This is a genomic window from Streptomyces sp. NBC_01216 (genome assembly GCF_035994945.1).
Classification (GTDB): Bacteria; Actinomycetota; Actinomycetes; order Streptomycetales; family Streptomycetaceae; genus Streptomyces.
Genome location: NZ_CP108677.1, coordinates 5,828,063 through 5,843,719, shown reverse-complemented (window position 1 = coordinate 5,843,719; position 15,657 = coordinate 5,828,063). Strand labels below are relative to the sequence as shown.

The 15,657-nt window shown below is 65.4% G+C and carries 11 protein-coding genes and 3 rRNA genes; 3 read left to right on the top strand and 11 right to left on the bottom strand.

Features of this window, described 5'->3' with window-relative positions; genetic code table 11:
• Positions 1-52: 52 nt before the first annotated feature.
• From OG393_RS26210 to OG393_RS26185, 6 genes are all read right to left on the bottom strand, one after another.
• Positions 53-943, bottom strand: coding sequence for a tetratricopeptide repeat protein (locus OG393_RS26210; protein WP_327377158.1), 891 nt, complete (start codon positions 941-943; stop codon positions 53-55).
• Positions 928-1,941, bottom strand: coding sequence for a hypothetical protein (locus OG393_RS26205; protein ID WP_327377157.1), 1,014 nt, complete (start codon positions 1,939-1,941; stop codon positions 928-930). The genes OG393_RS26210 and OG393_RS26205 overlap by 16 nt, the downstream gene beginning before the upstream one ends.
• Positions 1,942-2,170: 229 nt before the next feature.
• A 5S ribosomal RNA gene (gene rrf / locus OG393_RS26200) occupies positions 2,171-2,287 on the bottom strand.
• Between the two features lie 109 nt (positions 2,288-2,396).
• A 23S ribosomal RNA gene (locus tag OG393_RS26195) occupies positions 2,397-5,518 on the bottom strand.
• Between the two features lie 311 nt (positions 5,519-5,829).
• Positions 5,830-7,355: ribosomal RNA gene (locus tag OG393_RS26190) — 16S ribosomal RNA — on the bottom strand.
• Together the 16S, 23S and 5S rRNA genes form the textbook arrangement of a ribosomal RNA operon.
• A gap of 566 nt (positions 7,356-7,921) precedes the next feature.
• Positions 7,922-8,527, bottom strand: coding sequence for a DNA-3-methyladenine glycosylase (locus tag OG393_RS26185; protein WP_327377156.1), 606 nt, complete (start codon positions 8,525-8,527; stop codon positions 7,922-7,924).
• A gap of 257 nt (positions 8,528-8,784) precedes the next feature.
• Between OG393_RS26185 and OG393_RS26175 the strand changes: the two genes are divergently transcribed.
• Positions 8,785-9,567 carry a sporulation protein gene (locus tag OG393_RS26175; RefSeq protein ID WP_327377155.1) on the top strand — a complete coding sequence of 261 codons (783 nt, stop codon included), beginning with the start codon at positions 8,785-8,787 and terminating at the stop codon, positions 9,565-9,567.
• A gap of 60 nt (positions 9,568-9,627) precedes the next feature.
• On the opposite strand, the gene OG393_RS26170 is transcribed toward OG393_RS26175, so the two are convergent.
• Positions 9,628-10,653, bottom strand: coding sequence for a C40 family peptidase (locus OG393_RS26170; protein ID WP_327377154.1), 1,026 nt, complete (start codon positions 10,651-10,653; stop codon positions 9,628-9,630).
• 412 nt (positions 10,654-11,065) lie between these two features.
• Between OG393_RS26170 and OG393_RS26165 the strand changes: the two genes are divergently transcribed.
• A complete protein-coding gene (locus OG393_RS26165) occupies positions 11,066-11,602 on the top strand; it encodes a YbhB/YbcL family Raf kinase inhibitor-like protein (protein ID WP_327378553.1) in 537 nt (178 codons plus the stop codon).
• Positions 11,603-11,769: 167 nt separating this feature from the next.
• Positions 11,770-12,282, top strand: coding sequence for an HNH endonuclease (locus tag OG393_RS26160; protein ID WP_327377153.1), 513 nt, complete (start codon positions 11,770-11,772; stop codon positions 12,280-12,282).
• A gap of 72 nt (positions 12,283-12,354) precedes the next feature.
• On the opposite strand, the gene OG393_RS26155 is transcribed toward OG393_RS26160, so the two are convergent.
• The 4 genes from OG393_RS26155 to OG393_RS26140 form a co-directional block, all read right to left on the bottom strand.
• On the bottom strand, positions 12,355-13,122 hold the full coding sequence (locus OG393_RS26155; RefSeq protein WP_327377152.1) for a sulfite exporter TauE/SafE family protein: 768 nt from the start codon (positions 13,120-13,122) through the stop codon (positions 12,355-12,357).
• An 89-nt stretch (positions 13,123-13,211) separates the two neighbouring features.
• Positions 13,212-14,171 (bottom strand): SPFH domain-containing protein, encoded by a 960-nt coding sequence (locus OG393_RS26150; RefSeq protein WP_147977372.1) that lies wholly within the window; start codon positions 14,169-14,171, stop codon positions 13,212-13,214.
• Between the two features lie 94 nt (positions 14,172-14,265).
• Complete coding sequence (locus OG393_RS26145) at positions 14,266-14,694, bottom strand: NfeD family protein (RefSeq protein WP_327377151.1); 429 nt, start codon at positions 14,692-14,694, stop codon at positions 14,266-14,268.
• Positions 14,695-14,810: 116 nt separating this feature from the next.
• Entirely contained in the window at positions 14,811-15,608 is a 798-nt protein-coding gene (locus tag OG393_RS26140; protein WP_327377150.1) for an ABC transporter ATP-binding protein, read from the bottom strand.
• Positions 15,609-15,657 lie beyond the last annotated feature (49 nt).

Genomic DNA, 15,657 nt, shown 5'->3' with positions numbered 1-15,657 from the left:
ACAGGGAAGGGCGGCATCCCGATCGGGATGCCGCCCTTCCTCACGCGCCCACTCAGTTGCCGCGGTCCGCGTCTCCGGCCGCGTCTCCGTCCACGCCCGTGGCGTCGTCGGCCGCGCCGTCCGTGACCGGGGCGGCGGCGGGCCGCTCGCCGTCGGCGTCGTTCTCGGTGACGAGGGAGTCGGCCGGCGCGTCGTCGTCCGCCACGTCGTCCCCGTCGGACTCCAGGTCCCTCTCCTCCGACTCCGCGTCCTCGGCGGGCTCCAGGTCCGCGGTGCCGGTTCCGATGACGTCCTCGGAGTCACCCAGCTTGTCGATCGCGTCGACGAACTCGACTCCGTCCAGCTCCGCGAGGCGGTCGGAGGCGTCCGTGGCGCCGTCCTTGTCCGATTCCAGGGCCTTGGCGAACCACTCGCGGGCCTCACGCTCACGACCGGCGGCCAGCAGGGCATCGGCGTAGGCGTAGCGGAGCCGCGCGGTCCACGGGTGGACGGCGCTGGACGCCAGCTCGGAACTCTGGAGGGTCACGATGGCGGCGTCGATCTGTCCCATGTCCCGACGGGCACCCGCGGCGACGAGCCGCATCTCGACCTGCCCGGCCTTGTCGAGCTTCTGCACCTCGGGTTCACCGGCCATCGCCAGTGCCCGCTCGGGCCGGCCCATGCCGCGCTCGCAGTCGGCCATGACGGGCCACAGTTCGACACTGCCCGTCATCCGCCGCGCCGCCCGGAACTCGGCCAGCGCTTCGGAGTACTTCTGCGTCGCGTACGCGGCGAAGCCGGCCGCCTCGCGGACGGCGGCGACGCGGGAGGCGAGCCGCAGAGCGATGCGAGCGTACGCGTAGGCCTGCTCGGGGTCCTCGTCGATCAGATTGGCGACCATGACGAGGTTGCGCGCGACGTCCTCCGCGAGGCCCTTGGGCAGGCTCATCAGCTCCTGGCGCACATCCGCGTCGATCTCCTCGCCGGTGACGTCCGAGGGGATCGGCAGCCGCTTGATGGGCGCGCGCTCCGGCCTGTCACGGTCTCGGTCGTCCCGGCGACCGTAGCCACCCCGGTCCTCCCGGCCGCGGTAGCCGCCCCGGCTGTCATCGCGCCGGTCGTCCCGGCCGCGGTAGCCGCCACCGCCACCGCGGTTGTCATCGCGACGGGGGCCGCGGGGCCGGTCGTCACGAGGACGGTCGTCGCGACGGAACGACGGACGCTCATCACGGCGGTCGTCACGGGGGAACGACGGACGCTCATCACGCCCGCGATACCCACCGCCACCACCACGGTTGTCATCACGGCGGTCGTCACGAGGACGGTCGTCACGACGGTAGCCACCGCCACCACCACGGTTGTCACCACCACGGTTGTCATCACGACGGAAACCGCCGCCACGGTTGTCATCACGACGGGGGCCGCGGGGCCGGTCGTCACGGCGGTCGTCACGGGGGAACGACGGACGCTCATCACGCCCGCGATACCCACCGCCACCACCACGGTTGTCATCGCGACGGTCGTCACGGCCGCGGTAGCCGCCACCGCCACCACCACGGTTGTCATCGCGACGGAATCCGCCGCCACGGTTGTCGTCACGGCGGTCGTCACGGGGGAACGACGGACGCTCATCACGCCCGCGATACCCACCGCCACCACCACGGTTGTCATCGCGACGGAATCCGCCGCCACGGTTGTCGTCACGGCGGTCATCACGAGGACGGTAGCCACCGCCGCCGCCACGGTTGTCATCACGACGGGGGCCGCGGGGCCGGTCGTCACGGCGGTCGTCACGGGGGAACGACGGACGCTCATCACGCCCGCGATACCCACCGCCACCACCACGGTTGTCATCACGACGGTTGTCATCACGACGGAAACCGCCGCCACGGTTGTCATCACGGCGGTCATCACGAGGACGGTCGTCACGACGGTAGCCACCGCCACCACCACGGTTGTCATCACGACGCGGCCCACGGAAGCCGCCCCGCTCGCCACCGTCCCTACGACGCGGTTCGCGCTCCGGACGGTCGTCGGGAGAGTTGGTGGACATCGACGTGACTCCTGTCTTCGGGTACTGCAGTCATTCTCGCGCAGCCGGCACTCCGACGCGCTTCGAAACAATTCAAGGTAAAAACAAAAGGACCCTTGGTCCCAGCGTGAACGCTGGGACCAAGGGTCCTGAAAGATTGTTCGGCGGCGTCCTACTCTCCCACAGGGTCCCCCCTGCAGTACCATCGGCGCTGAAAGGCTTAGCTTCCGGGTTCGGAATGTAACCGGGCGTTTCCCTAACGCTATGACCACCGAAACCCTATCGGGTTCTAGCGAACAAGCACACTCTTTAGTTAAGTAGTGGAGCTGGTTCAACCGGTGCGACTGTTCGCAACCCGGGAACCACACAGTGGACGCGAGCAAATGAGGACAAGCCCTCGGCCTATTAGTACCGGTCAGCTCCACCCATTACTGGGCTTCCACATCCGGCCTATCAACCCAGTCGTCTACTGGGAGCCTTACCCTCTCAAGGAGGTGGGAATACTCATCTCGAAGCAGGCTTCCCGCTTAGATGCTTTCAGCGGTTATCCCTCCCGAACGTAGCCAACCAGCCATGCCCTTGGCAGGACAACTGGCACACCAGAGGTTCGTCCGTCCCGGTCCTCTCGTACTAGGGACAGCCCTTCTCAATATTCCTACGCGCACAGCGGATAGGGACCGAACTGTCTCACGACGTTCTAAACCCAGCTCGCGTACCGCTTTAATGGGCGAACAGCCCAACCCTTGGGACCGACTCCAGCCCCAGGATGCGACGAGCCGACATCGAGGTGCCAAACCATCCCGTCGATATGGACTCTTGGGGAAGATCAGCCTGTTATCCCCGGGGTACCTTTTATCCGTTGAGCGACGGCGCTTCCACAAGCCACCGCCGGATCACTAGTCCCGACTTTCGTCCCTGCTCGACCCGTCGGTCTCACAGTCAAGCTCCCTTGTGCACTTACACTCAACACCTGATTGCCAACCAGGCTGAGGGAACCTTTGGGCGCCTCCGTTACTCTTTGGGAGGCAACCGCCCCAGTTAAACTACCCATCAGACACTGTCCCTGATCCGGATCACGGACCGAGGTTAGACATCCAGCACGACCAGAGTGGTATTTCAACGGCGACTCCACCATGACTGGCGTCACAGCTTCAAAGTCTCCCACCTATCCTACACAAGCCGAACCGAACACCAATATCAAACTGTAGTAAAGGTCCCGGGGTCTTTCCGTCCTGCTGCGCGAAACGAGCATCTTTACTCGTAGTGCAATTTCACCGGGCCTATGGTTGAGACAGTCGAGAAGTCGTTACGCCATTCGTGCAGGTCGGAACTTACCCGACAAGGAATTTCGCTACCTTAGGATGGTTATAGTTACCACCGCCGTTTACTGGCGCTTAAGTTCTCAGCTTCGCAACCCCGAAAGATCACTAACCGGTCCCCTTAACGTTCCAGCACCGGGCAGGCGTCAGTCCGTATACATCGCCTTACGGCTTCGCACGGACCTGTGTTTTTAGTAAACAGTCGCTTCTCGCTGGTCTCTGCGGCCACACCCAGCTCAGAGTGCAAGACTCATCACCAGACATGGCCCCCCTTCTCCCGAAGTTACGGGGGCATTTTGCCGAGTTCCTTAACCATAGTTCACCCGAACGCCTCGGTATTCTCTACCTGACCACCTGAGTCGGTTTAGGGTACGGGCCGCCATGAAACTCGCTAGAGGCTTTTCTCGACAGCATAGGATCATCCACTTCACCACAATCGGCTCGGCATCAGGTCTCAGCCTTAACGTGCGACGGATTTACCTATCACACGGCCTACACCCTTACCCCGGGACAACCACCGCCCGGGCTGGACTACCTTCCTGCGTCACCCCATCGCTTACCTACTACCACCTTGGATCAGCGGCTCCACCACTTCCCTTCACCCGAAGGATCCAGGACGGCTTCACGGCCTTAGCATCAATGGGCTCGATACTGGGCGTTTCAAAGCGGGTACCGGAATATCAACCGGTTGTCCATCGACTACGCCTGTCGGCCTCGCCTTAGGTCCCGACTTACCCTGGGCAGATCAGCTTGACCCAGGAACCCTTAGTCAATCGGCGCACACGTTTCTCACGTGTGTATCGCTACTCATGCCTGCATTCTCACTCGTGAACCGTCCACAACTCGCTTCCGCGGCTGCTTCACCCGGCACACGACGCTCCCCTACCCATCACAGTCCCCGTTGGGGGTACATACTGCAATGACACGACTTCGGCGGTACGCTTGAGCCCCGCTACATTGTCGGCGCGGAATCACTTGACCAGTGAGCTATTACGCACTCTTTCAAGGGTGGCTGCTTCTAAGCCAACCTCCTGGTTGTCTCTGCGACTCCACATCCTTTCCCACTTAGCGTACGCTTAGGGGCCTTAGTCGATGCTCTGGGCTGTTTCCCTCTCGACCATGGAGCTTATCCCCCACAGTCTCACTGCCGCGCTCTCACTTACCGGCATTCGGAGTTTGGCTAAGGTCAGTAACCCGGTAGGGCCCATCGCCTATCCAGTGCTCTACCTCCGGCAAGAAACACACGACGCTGCACCTAAATGCATTTCGGGGAGAACCAGCTATCACGGAGTTTGATTGGCCTTTCACCCCTAACCACAGGTCATCCCCCAGGTTTTCAACCCTGGTGGGTTCGGTCCTCCACGAAGTCTTACCTCCGCTTCAACCTGCCCATGGCTAGATCACTCCGCTTCGGGTCTTGAGCGTGCTACTCAAACGCCCTATTCGGACTCGCTTTCGCTACGGCTTCCCCACACGGGTTAACCTCGCAACACACCGCAAACTCGCAGGCTCATTCTTCAAAAGGCACGCAGTCACGACATACAAGCAAGCTTGCATGCGACGCTCCCACGGCTTGTAGGCACACGGTTTCAGGTACTATTTCACTCCGCTCCCGCGGTACTTTTCACCATTCCCTCACGGTACTATCCGCTATCGGTCACCAGGGAATATTTAGGCTTAGCGGGTGGTCCCGCCAGATTCACACGGGATTTCTCGGGCCCCGTGCTACTTGGGTGTCTCTCAAACGAGCCGTCAATGTTTCAGCTACGGGGGTCTTACCCTCTACGCCGGACCTTTCGCATGTCCTTCGCCTACATCAACGGTTTCTGACTCGCCTCACAGCCGGCAGACTGTGAAAGAGAGATCCCACAACCCCGCATGCGCAACCCCTGCCGGGTATCACACGCATACGGTTTGGCCTCATCCGGTTTCGCTCGCCACTACTCCCGGAATCACGGTTGTTTTCTCTTCCTGAGGGTACTGAGATGTTTCACTTCCCCTCGTTCCCTCCACATGCCCTATGTGTTCAGGCATGGGTGACAGCCCATGACGACTGCCGGGTTTCCCCATTCGGAAACCCCCGGATCAAAGCCTGGTTGACGGCTCCCCGGGGACTATCGTGGCCTCCCACGTCCTTCATCGGTTCCTGGTACCAAGGCATCCACCGTGCGCCCTTAAAAACTTGGCCACAGATGCTCGCGTCCACTGTGTAGTTCTCAAGCAACGACCAGCCACCCATCACCCCGTCGACAAGCAACAGGTTCACTGGGGCCGGCATCACGAAGGCAACGACCTCACGGCCGCACCCTCAGACACCCAACAACGTGCCAAGCGCGAGCCTCCCGAACAAGATCCACGTTCCACGCCGAAGCAGTACTAGTGGTCCCACAGGACTCTCACGCCAACTAATCAACGTTCCACCCTTGAGCAACCAGCACCGGACACTCGCCGGTGTACTGGCCCCTTGACCAGGCAAGCCTGGTAAGAAGTGCTCCTTAGAAAGGAGGTGATCCAGCCGCACCTTCCGGTACGGCTACCTTGTTACGACTTCGTCCCAATCGCCAGTCCCACCTTCGACAGCTCCCTCCCACAAGGGGTTGGGCCACCGGCTTCGGGTGTTACCGACTTTCGTGACGTGACGGGCGGTGTGTACAAGGCCCGGGAACGTATTCACCGCAGCAATGCTGATCTGCGATTACTAGCAACTCCGACTTCATGGGGTCGAGTTGCAGACCCCAATCCGAACTGAGACCGGCTTTTTGAGATTCGCTCCGCCTCACGGCATCGCAGCTCTTTGTACCGGCCATTGTAGCACGTGTGCAGCCCAAGACATAAGGGGCATGATGACTTGACGTCGTCCCCACCTTCCTCCGAGTTGACCCCGGCGGTCTCCTGTGAGTCCCCATCACCCCGAAGGGCATGCTGGCAACACAGGACAAGGGTTGCGCTCGTTGCGGGACTTAACCCAACATCTCACGACACGAGCTGACGACAGCCATGCACCACCTGTATACCGACCACAAGGGGGGCACTATCTCTAATGCTTTCCGGTATATGTCAAGCCTTGGTAAGGTTCTTCGCGTTGCGTCGAATTAAGCCACATGCTCCGCTGCTTGTGCGGGCCCCCGTCAATTCCTTTGAGTTTTAGCCTTGCGGCCGTACTCCCCAGGCGGGGAACTTAATGCGTTAGCTGCGGCACCGACGACGTGGAATGTCGCCAACACCTAGTTCCCAACGTTTACGGCGTGGACTACCAGGGTATCTAATCCTGTTCGCTCCCCACGCTTTCGCTCCTCAGCGTCAGTAATGGCCCAGAGATCCGCCTTCGCCACCGGTGTTCCTCCTGATATCTGCGCATTTCACCGCTACACCAGGAATTCCGATCTCCCCTACCACACTCTAGCCTGCCCGTATCGAATGCAGACCCGGGGTTAAGCCCCGGGCTTTCACACCCGACGTGACAAGCCGCCTACGAGCTCTTTACGCCCAATAATTCCGGACAACGCTTGCGCCCTACGTATTACCGCGGCTGCTGGCACGTAGTTAGCCGGCGCTTCTTCTGCAGGTACCGTCACTTTCGCTTCTTCCCTGCTGAAAGAGGTTTACAACCCGAAGGCCGTCATCCCTCACGCGGCGTCGCTGCATCAGGCTTTCGCCCATTGTGCAATATTCCCCACTGCTGCCTCCCGTAGGAGTCTGGGCCGTGTCTCAGTCCCAGTGTGGCCGGTCGCCCTCTCAGGCCGGCTACCCGTCGTCGCCTTGGTAGGCCATTACCCCACCAACAAGCTGATAGGCCGCGGGCTCATCCTTCACCGCCGGAGCTTTCAACCAACCCCCATGCGGAAGCCGGTATTATCCGGTATTAGACCCCGTTTCCAGGGCTTGTCCCAGAGTGAAGGGCAGATTGCCCACGTGTTACTCACCCGTTCGCCACTAATCCACCCCGAAGGGCTTCATCGTTCGACTTGCATGTGTTAAGCACGCCGCCAGCGTTCGTCCTGAGCCAGGATCAAACTCTCCGTGAATGTTTACCCGACCAATGCCCGATGAAGGGCCGCGGGTGCACACATCACGAGAGCGGAACGACCAGTCGGAATAGGACCGGTCGTTCACAGCGTCCTCGCTGTGTATGTCGCCTGCCCACCACAAGGGCCGACAGGACTTTCAAAGGAACCACGACCATCCGAAGATGGACGGGGTATCAACTAATCTGGCGTTGATTTTTGGCACGCTGTTGAGTTCTCAAGGAACGGACGCTTCCTTCGTACTCACCCTCTCGGGCTTTCCTCCGGGCATTTTCCCTTCGGTCTTGCGTTTCCGACTCTACCAGACCTTCCCGGTCCGATTTCCTCGGTGCTTTCCGGTCCCGTTCGCTTTCGCTCCGGGCCCTTCCGGCGTGTTCACTACGTTAGCCGAATTCCCGGGGGACTCATAATCGAGTCAGTCGAATGCTTTTTCGGCACGCTGAAAAAGACCCGGCTTGGGTTCGTCGTAGGTAGTGGTTGACCGCTCCGGGATGCTTGAACAAGCAGGGCCCTTCTCAAGCGGCTCGGAAAACACTAGGCGTCCGGAGCATCCAAGTCAAGTTGAGTCAAGCCCCCCTCATGGCTCTCGGACTCAACCGGTACGCCGAGACCGTCGCGTCACCGGCGATGTAGAAGCGATGCTGCCAGTCGTGGGCTTTGCTCACGCCCACCCGTGGGCCCACCCGGATCAGCGCAGCGGGTACCGCCTCACCCTCGGACAGCACGACCGAGGTGCCCGTCAGCAGGTCTGTGCCGTTGTGCTCCGCCGTGACGCCGAGCGCCCGGCAGAGGTTCCCCGGACCCCGCGCGAGGCGTGCACTCCCGACCTCCGCTCCTCGCCGCTTGCGCGCCAGGTCTTCCCCTTCGACGACCCTGCCTGCCCGGATGAGGACGGCCGAAGCGACTCCGTCTGTTCCGGTGACGACGTTGGCGCACCAATGGAGACCGTGGGACCGGTAGACGTACAGGTGTCCCGCGGGTCCGAACATGACGGCGTTACGGGGAGTCTGGCCCCGGTAGGCATGGGAAGCCGGGTCGGCCGTACCGGAGTATGCCTCGGTCTCCGTGACGGCGATGCTCACGGCCCCTTCGGGGGTCCTGCAGGCGAGGACGCTCCCGAGCAGCCTGGGGGCGACCTCCTCGGCGGGACGGGCGAGGAAGTCAACGTTCATGCGGATCGCCTTGACATGCCATAGGGGGAGTACGCGTGCCCGGCCGCACCGAACATCGCGGCGCCGCGGACGGTACGGCCCCGGAAGGCGTGGGACCCCGGGTCGATCGCCCCGGCCCTACGCCCCCGTGGGCGCGGCGTACGGCCGGGGTTCTCGCTCATGGCCACCGAGCCTACCGGGGGGCGCACGGTCGCGTACGGGGAACCGGCTACGGTCGTGGCGCGTATGTAGGGGTCAGGACCCAACAAGGAGTGGACATGGGATTCAAGAAGCTGCTCGCGAGCCTGGGCGCCGGCGGCGCGTCCGTGGAGACGGTGCTCACCGAGGAGAACGTCGTCCCCGGCGGGGTCGTCCAGGGCGAGGTGCGGATCCAGGGCGGGTCGGTCGACCAGCAGATCGAGGGGCTGTCCGTCGGGCTGCAGGCGCGGGTCGAAGTCGAGGGCGGCGAGCAGGAGTTCAAGCAGAACATCGAGTTCGTCAAGGTCCGGCTCGGGGGTGCCTTCGAGGTGAAGGCGGGTGCGGTGCACGTCGTGCCGTTCGGGCTGGAGATTCCCTGGGAGACGCCGGTCACCGCGATCGAAGGGCAGCAGCTGCGCGGCATGAACATCGGTGTGACCACGGAGCTGGAGATCGCCAGGGCGGTGGACTCGGGTGACCTGGACCCGATCAACGTGCACCCGCTGCCGGCGCAGCAGGCGATCCTCGACGCCTTCATCCAGCTCGGATTCCGCTTCAAGAGCGCGGACATGGAGCGGGGGCACATCCGCGGCACCCGGCAGCGGCTGCCGTTCTACCAGGAGATCGAGTTCTTCCCGCCCCAGCAGTACCGGGGGCTGAACCAGGTCGAGGTCAGTTTCGTCGCGGACGACCGCGAGATGGACGTCGTCCTGGAGATGGACAAGAAGCCGGGCCTGTTCAGCGAGGGCAGCGACTCGTTCCGTAGTTTCCGGGTGGGTCTGCACGACTTCCACGGCACCGACTGGGCCGCCTACCTCAACCAGTGGCTCGCCGACGTCGGCGGCAAGCGCAACTGGTTCTGACCGGGCCGTTCCGGAGGGTCCTTCGCAGTGCCGACGGACCCTCCCCGGCCGGTGCCGTGCTCAGATACGCACCGCGGCCTGGAAGCTGCCGATGGTGTTCATCGACTCGTAGCGGACGTAGGCACCCGGGTAGGGGGCGTGGAGGACGGTGTTGTTGCCCGCGTACAGCCCCACGTGTGAGGTGTTGTTGAAGAAGACCAAGTCGCCCGGCTTCAGTTGGCTGCGCGGGATACGGGTGCCCTCGTTGATCTGGGTGTACGTGGTGCGGGTGATCCGGGCGCCGGCCTGGGCGTAGGACCACTGGGTCAGGCCGGAGCAGTCGAAGGCGTTGGGGCCGGTGGCGCTGCGGAAGTACGGCTTGCCCACCCGGGTGGCGGCCGCCTGGAGCGCGGCGGCGCCGAGGGCGGAGGCGGGGGTCTCCTTGCCGAGTTCGACCCGTTCGCCGGCGGCGCGGCCGGCGCGCACGTCGTCCTCGCGCATCCTCTCTCGCTCGGCCGCGGTCAGGGTGTTGAGCACCTTCTGCGCCTCCGCGAGCTTGCCCTGCTGCTCCTTCTTCCTCGCCGCGAGCGTCCTGCGGACGTCCGCGAGGTCGGTCAGCTTGGCCTGGGCCTCCGTCCGCTGCTGGGCGAGGGCGCGCTGCTTCGTCTGGATCGTCTCCATGGACTGGGCCTGCTTGGCCGTCGCCTGGTCGAGTACGGACGCCCGGTCGAGGTAGTCGTCCGGGTCCGAGGCGAGGAAGAGCTGCAGCGAGGGGTCGATGCCGCCGGAGCGGTACTGGGCTGCGGCGAGCGAACCGAGGCCGGAGCGCAGCGTGTTGAGGTCCTGCTGACCGCGGGCCACCTTGTCCTGCAGGGCGTCGATCTGGGACTCGAGCTTCTCCTGCTTCTCCTTGGCCCCGTTGTACTGCTCGGTGGCCACCTCCGCCTCGTGGTAGAGCTTGTCCACCGCCGCCTTGACCTCGCTCTTGGTCGGCTTGGGGTCGGCGTGGGCGGCCTGGGAGGTCAGGGCCACGGCCGCGGCGGCGGTAGCGGTGAGCACGGTCGTGCGGGTGCGGCTCTGCTGCTTGGGACGACGGTGGGACGCCACGGAGGCGGGCTCCTTCTTCGTTGGGCCGCGGACCAGGCGATGAGGGAGGGTGATTCCCGGCTCCGTGCAGGTGCACGGCCGCGGCGGTGTCTTCGCAGCCACCCCTGAGGGTGCTCGATCGCGCGAAGGTTCGAGATCCAATCGTAGTGACCTTCCTGTAATCATTTCAATCTCCTTGGGAAAGCGCGTCGTTGACAGGGTGTCCGGGGCGGGCTCCAGGCGCCGGGCCGTGGCGTCCCTCGGGTGCGGCGGTGGGCCGGCCTGGCCGCGGGCTCCGGTGGCCCGGGGAGCACGGGGAGCGGACGGCGGGAGTGTCGGAAGCCCGGTCGCCCTTCTCACCTCCCGCCGCGTCGTAAGCTCGGGGTGGTCCCGCAGCTGGCGATACGGAGGTTCGGACGTGGCCGAGGAAAAGGTGGCCGAGGTGAAGAGGGCGCCGCTCCCTCACGACTTCCATCCGCCGGTGCCGGAGTTCACCGTGGTGAGCGAGGACATCGTGCCGGGTGGGGTGCTGAAGGACACTCAGGTCCACGCGGCGGGCAACGTCTCCCCGCAGCTGGGCTGGGAGGGCTTCCCGGCGGGGACGAAGAGTTTCGCCGTCACCTGCTTCGACCCGGACGCGCCGACGGGCAGCGGCTTCTGGCACTGGGTGCTGTTCGACATCCCCGCGTCCGTGACCGCGCTGCCGGCCGGTGCGGGCTCGGGGGCGTTCGCGGGGCTGCCGACGGGTGCGACGCACGTCCGCAACGACTACGGGTCGAAGGACTTCGGCGGGGCCGCTCCCCCGGCCGGGGAGAACCACCGCTACGTGTTCACGGTGTACGCGGTGGATCAGGAGAGGCTCGGTCCGGACGAGGACGCGTCGCCCGCGGCCGTGGGCTTCAACCTGCGTTTCCATACGTTGGGGCGGGCCCAGTTGGTCGCCGAGTACACGGGGCCCGAAGGCAGCTGAGCGTTCGTCTGTTGTTTGCCCGCTTCTGGTCTTGGAGAGATCAGAAGCGGGCATCTTTTCGTTCCGCACGGATATTGCGTTGTCCAACCCGGCGCGCCCGGCCAGAGTTGATCCACGTCCGGAAGCCCTGCCACGAGGGCTGGGCCGGTGTACGGGAGGTGCGCAGGATGCGGGACACACTGGTACTGAACGCGAGCTTCGAACCGCTTTCCACGGTCACGCTGAACCGTGCCGTGGTGCTGGTGCTTCAGGACAAGGCCGTCGTGGAGCAGGAGCATCCCGGTCTGCGCATGCGTGGTGCCGCCGTCGATCTTCCGGTGCCCACGGTGATCCGGCTCTGCCGCTACGTCCGGGTGCCGTTCCGAAGACAGGCTCCGTGGTCGAGGCGAGGTGTGCTGGTGCGGGACCAGCACCGGTGCGCGTACTGCGGGAGGCGGGCGACGACCGTGGACCATGTGGTACCGCGGGCGCAGGGCGGCGGGGACAGCTGGCTGAACACGGTCGCGTCCTGCGCCGAGGACAATCACCGCAAGGCCGACAGGACGCCGGAGCAGGCGGGGATGCCGCTGTTGCACCAGCCGTTCGTGCCGACGCCCGCGGACGCGATGCTGCTGGCGATGCGGTCCGGTGAGCGGTCCGGGCTGCCGCAATGGCTGGCGGCTTCGGGTTCGGCGGCCTGAGGGCCGTCCGCCCCGGGGCCTGTTCCCTCCCTCCGGAGGGAGGGAACAGGCCCCGGGGCGGGGTTGCACGGGTCAGCGGAGCAGGAGCTGGACGATGGCGACGGTGCCGACCGTGACGATGACGCCGCGCAGGACGGTGGGCGGGAGTCTGCGTCCGACCTTGGCGCCTATCTGGCCCCCGATGGCGGAGCCGACGGCGATGAGGACGACGGCGGGCCAGTCGAAGTCGGCGACGAAGAGGAAGAAGAGCGCGGCGATGCTGTTGACGATCGCGGCGAGGACGTTCTTCACGGCGTTGAGACGCTGGAGGCTGTCCGCGAGGAGCATGCCCATGAGGGAGAGGTAGATGATCCCCTGGGCCGCGGTGAAGTACCCGCCGTAGACACTGGCGAGGAGGAGTCCGGTCAGCAGCAGCGTCCCGCCGTCGGGGTCGCCGGGGCTTCCGGAGCGCTCGCGGCGGGCCAGGACGGCCCTGGAGATGCGGGGCTGCAGGATGACGAGCACCAGGGCGAGGGCGACGAGGACGGGGACGATCGTCTCGAAGGCCCGGGGCGGGAGCGTCAGCAGCAGCGCGGCGCCGGTGAGGCCGCCGACGGCGGCGACGGCGCCGAGGCGGAGGACACGGCGGCGCTGGCCCTTGAGTTCCTCGCGGTAGCCGATGGCGCCGCTGACGGAACCGGGAATGAGGCCGAGGGCGTTGGAGACGGTGGCCGTCACCGGGGGGAGGCCGGTGAGCAGCAGGACCGGGAAGGTGATGAGTGTTCCCGATCCCACGATGGTGTTGATGGTGCCGGCTCCGACGCCGGCCGCGAAGACTGCCAGGATCTCCCAGATGGACAACGCCATCTCCCTTACATGGTCAGTGAGTCGCCTCCCCGCCCGTGAGGGTCGAGGGGCTCGCACCGATCATGCACGATCGCGTGTACGGGTCAGTCGACCGGGGGCTGTTCGCGGCGTTCGGTCTCGGTACCGGTGCGGCTGCCGGGCACGGCACCGGTGTTGAAGCCGGGGGCTCCGCCGCCGAGGTTGCCGAACGCGCCCGAGAGGCCCTTGAGGGCGTCGCCGATCTCGCTGGGCACGATCCACAGCTTGTTGGCGTCGCCTTCGGCGATCTTCGGCAGCATCTGGAGGTACTGGTACGAGAGGAGCTTCTGGTCCGGGTCGCCGGCGTGGATGGCTTCGAAGACCGTGCGGACGGCCTGGGCCTCGCCCTCGGCGCGCAGGGCGGCGGCCTTGGCCTCGCCCTCGGCGCGCAGGATCGCGGACTGCTTCTCGCCCTCGGCGGTGAGGATCTGGGACTGGCGGATGCCTTCGGCGGTGAGGATCGCGGCGCGCTTGTCGCGGTCGGCGCGCATCTGCTTCTCCATCGAGTCCTGGATGGAGGTCGGCGGCTCGATCGCCTTGAGCTCGACGCGGTTGACGCGGATGCCCCACTTGCCGGTGGCCTCGTCGAGGACGCCCCGGAGGGCGGCGTTGATCTCCTCGCGGGAGGTGAGGGTCCGTTCGAGGTCCATGCCGCCGATGATGTTGCGCAGGGTGGTGACGGTGAGCTGTTCGATGGCCTGGATGTAGCTGGCCACTTCGTAGGTCGCGGCGCGGGCGTCGGTCACCTGGTAGTAGATGACGGTGTCGATGTTGACGACCAGGTTGTCCTGGGTGATCACCGGCTGCGGCGGGAAGGGGACGACCTGTTCGCGCAGGTCGATTCGGTTGCGGATCGAGTCGATGAACGGGACGACGATGTTCAGGCCCGCGTTGAGCGTGCGGGTGTAGCGTCCGAACCGCTCCACGATCGCGGCGCTCGCCTGCGGGATGACCTGGATCGTCTTGATCAGGGCGATGAAGACAAGCACCACCAGAATGATCAGGACGATGATGACTGCTGACATCGTGTTCCCTGTGCCCTTCGCTGCGGGTTGACTGCCGGGTGTGCTTCTGAAGATCCAGTTTCCCAGACCGCGCGCCCTCGCGTGGGGGGTTCGGTCACATGACGACGGCGGTCGCCCCGTCGATGTCGACGACGTCGACCTGATCGCCGGGTTCGAAGGCCGTAGCGGAGTCGAGGGCGCGGGCCGACCAGACCTCGCCGGCGAGCTTGATGCGTCCGCCGTCGGCGTCGACCCGTTCCAGTACGACGGCTTGACGGCCCTTCAGGGCGTCGATGCCGCTGGCGTGCCGGGGCGGGCCGTCGCGATGACGGGCCGCGATGGGGCGGACCACCGCGAGCAGAGCCACCGAGACGACGGCGAAGACGATCACCTGCGCGACGATGCCGAAACCGAGACCGGCCGTCACGGCTCCGGCGATCGCGCCGACGGAGAACATCCCGAATTCGGGCATCGCGGTCAGAACGAGTGGGATGCCCAGTCCCACCGCGCCGATCAGCCACCAGAGCCACGCGTCGATGTCCACGTCGTCATGGTAGGGCGGCGGGGGCGCCGGGGACAGGGCGCGGTCGGCCCCGGGAGTCTCCCGGGCGGGGCTCGGGCGGTGATCTGGCGGAGGATGCAACCGGCGCCCGGGGGTGCTTACTTGAGCGGGAGTCCCTGGGCCGTGTAGCGGTCGCCGACGTGCTCGACGACGAGAGGCAGGCCGAAGCAGAGCGAGAGGTTGCGGGAGGTCAGCTCGGTCTCCACCGGTCCGGCGGCGAGCACCTTGCCCTGGCGGATCATCAGGACGTGTGTGAAGCCCGGGGCGATCTCCTCGACATGGTGGGTGACCATGATCATGGAGGGGGCGTACGGGTCGCGGGCGAGGCGGCCGAGGCGCCGGACCAGGTCCTCGCGGCCGCCGAGGTCGAGTCCGGCAGCGGGCTCGTCCAGGAGGAGGAGCTCGGGGTCGGTCATCATGGCGCGGGCGATCAGGGTGCGCTTGCGCTCGCCCTCGGAGAGGGTGCCGAACCTGCGGTCGAGGTAGTCGGTCATGCCGAGGCGGTCGAGGAAGGCGCGGGCGCGCTCCTCGTCGACGGCGTCGTAGTCCTCGTGCCAGGTGGCGGTCATGCCGTACGCGGCGGTGAGGACGGTCTCCAGGACCGTCTGCCGCTTGGGGAGCTTCTCGGCCATGGCGATACCGGCCATGCCGATGCGCGGTCGGAGGTCGAAGACGTCCGTGCCGACGCCGCCGAGCCGCTCGCCGAGGATCCGGGCGGTGCCGGAGGACGGGAAGAGGTAGCTGGAGGCGATGTTCAGCAGGGTGGTCTTGCCGGCGCCGTTGGGGCCGAGGATCACCCAGCGCTCGCCCTCCTTGACCGACCAGGAGACCTCGTCCACCAGAGCCCGTCCGTCGCGGACCACGGATACGTCCACCAGCTCCAGTACATCGCTCATGAGCGCGTTGTCTCCCCTTGCGGTCGAGTCGTGTCGTCGCCTGGCGCCT

Bases quoted from the DNA above. Each gene is read 5' to 3' on its own strand.
- OG393_RS26205 (WP_327377157.1), bottom strand. From the start codon at position 1,941: ATGACAACCGTGGTGGTGGCGGTGGCTACCGTCGTGACGACCGTCCTC.
- OG393_RS26140 (WP_327377150.1), bottom strand. From the start codon at position 15,608: ATGAGCGATGTACTGGAGCTGGTGGACGTATCCGTGGTCCGCGACGGA.
- OG393_RS26175 (WP_327377155.1), top strand. From the start codon at position 8,785: ATGGGATTCAAGAAGCTGCTCGCGAGCCTGGGCGCCGGCGGCGCGTCC.
- OG393_RS26160 (WP_327377153.1), top strand. From the start codon at position 11,770: ATGCGGGACACACTGGTACTGAACGCGAGCTTCGAACCGCTTTCCACG.
- OG393_RS26185 (WP_327377156.1), bottom strand. From the start codon at position 8,527: ATGAACGTTGACTTCCTCGCCCGTCCCGCCGAGGAGGTCGCCCCCAGG.
- OG393_RS26150 (WP_147977372.1), bottom strand. From the start codon at position 14,171: ATGTCAGCAGTCATCATCGTCCTGATCATTCTGGTGGTGCTTGTCTTC.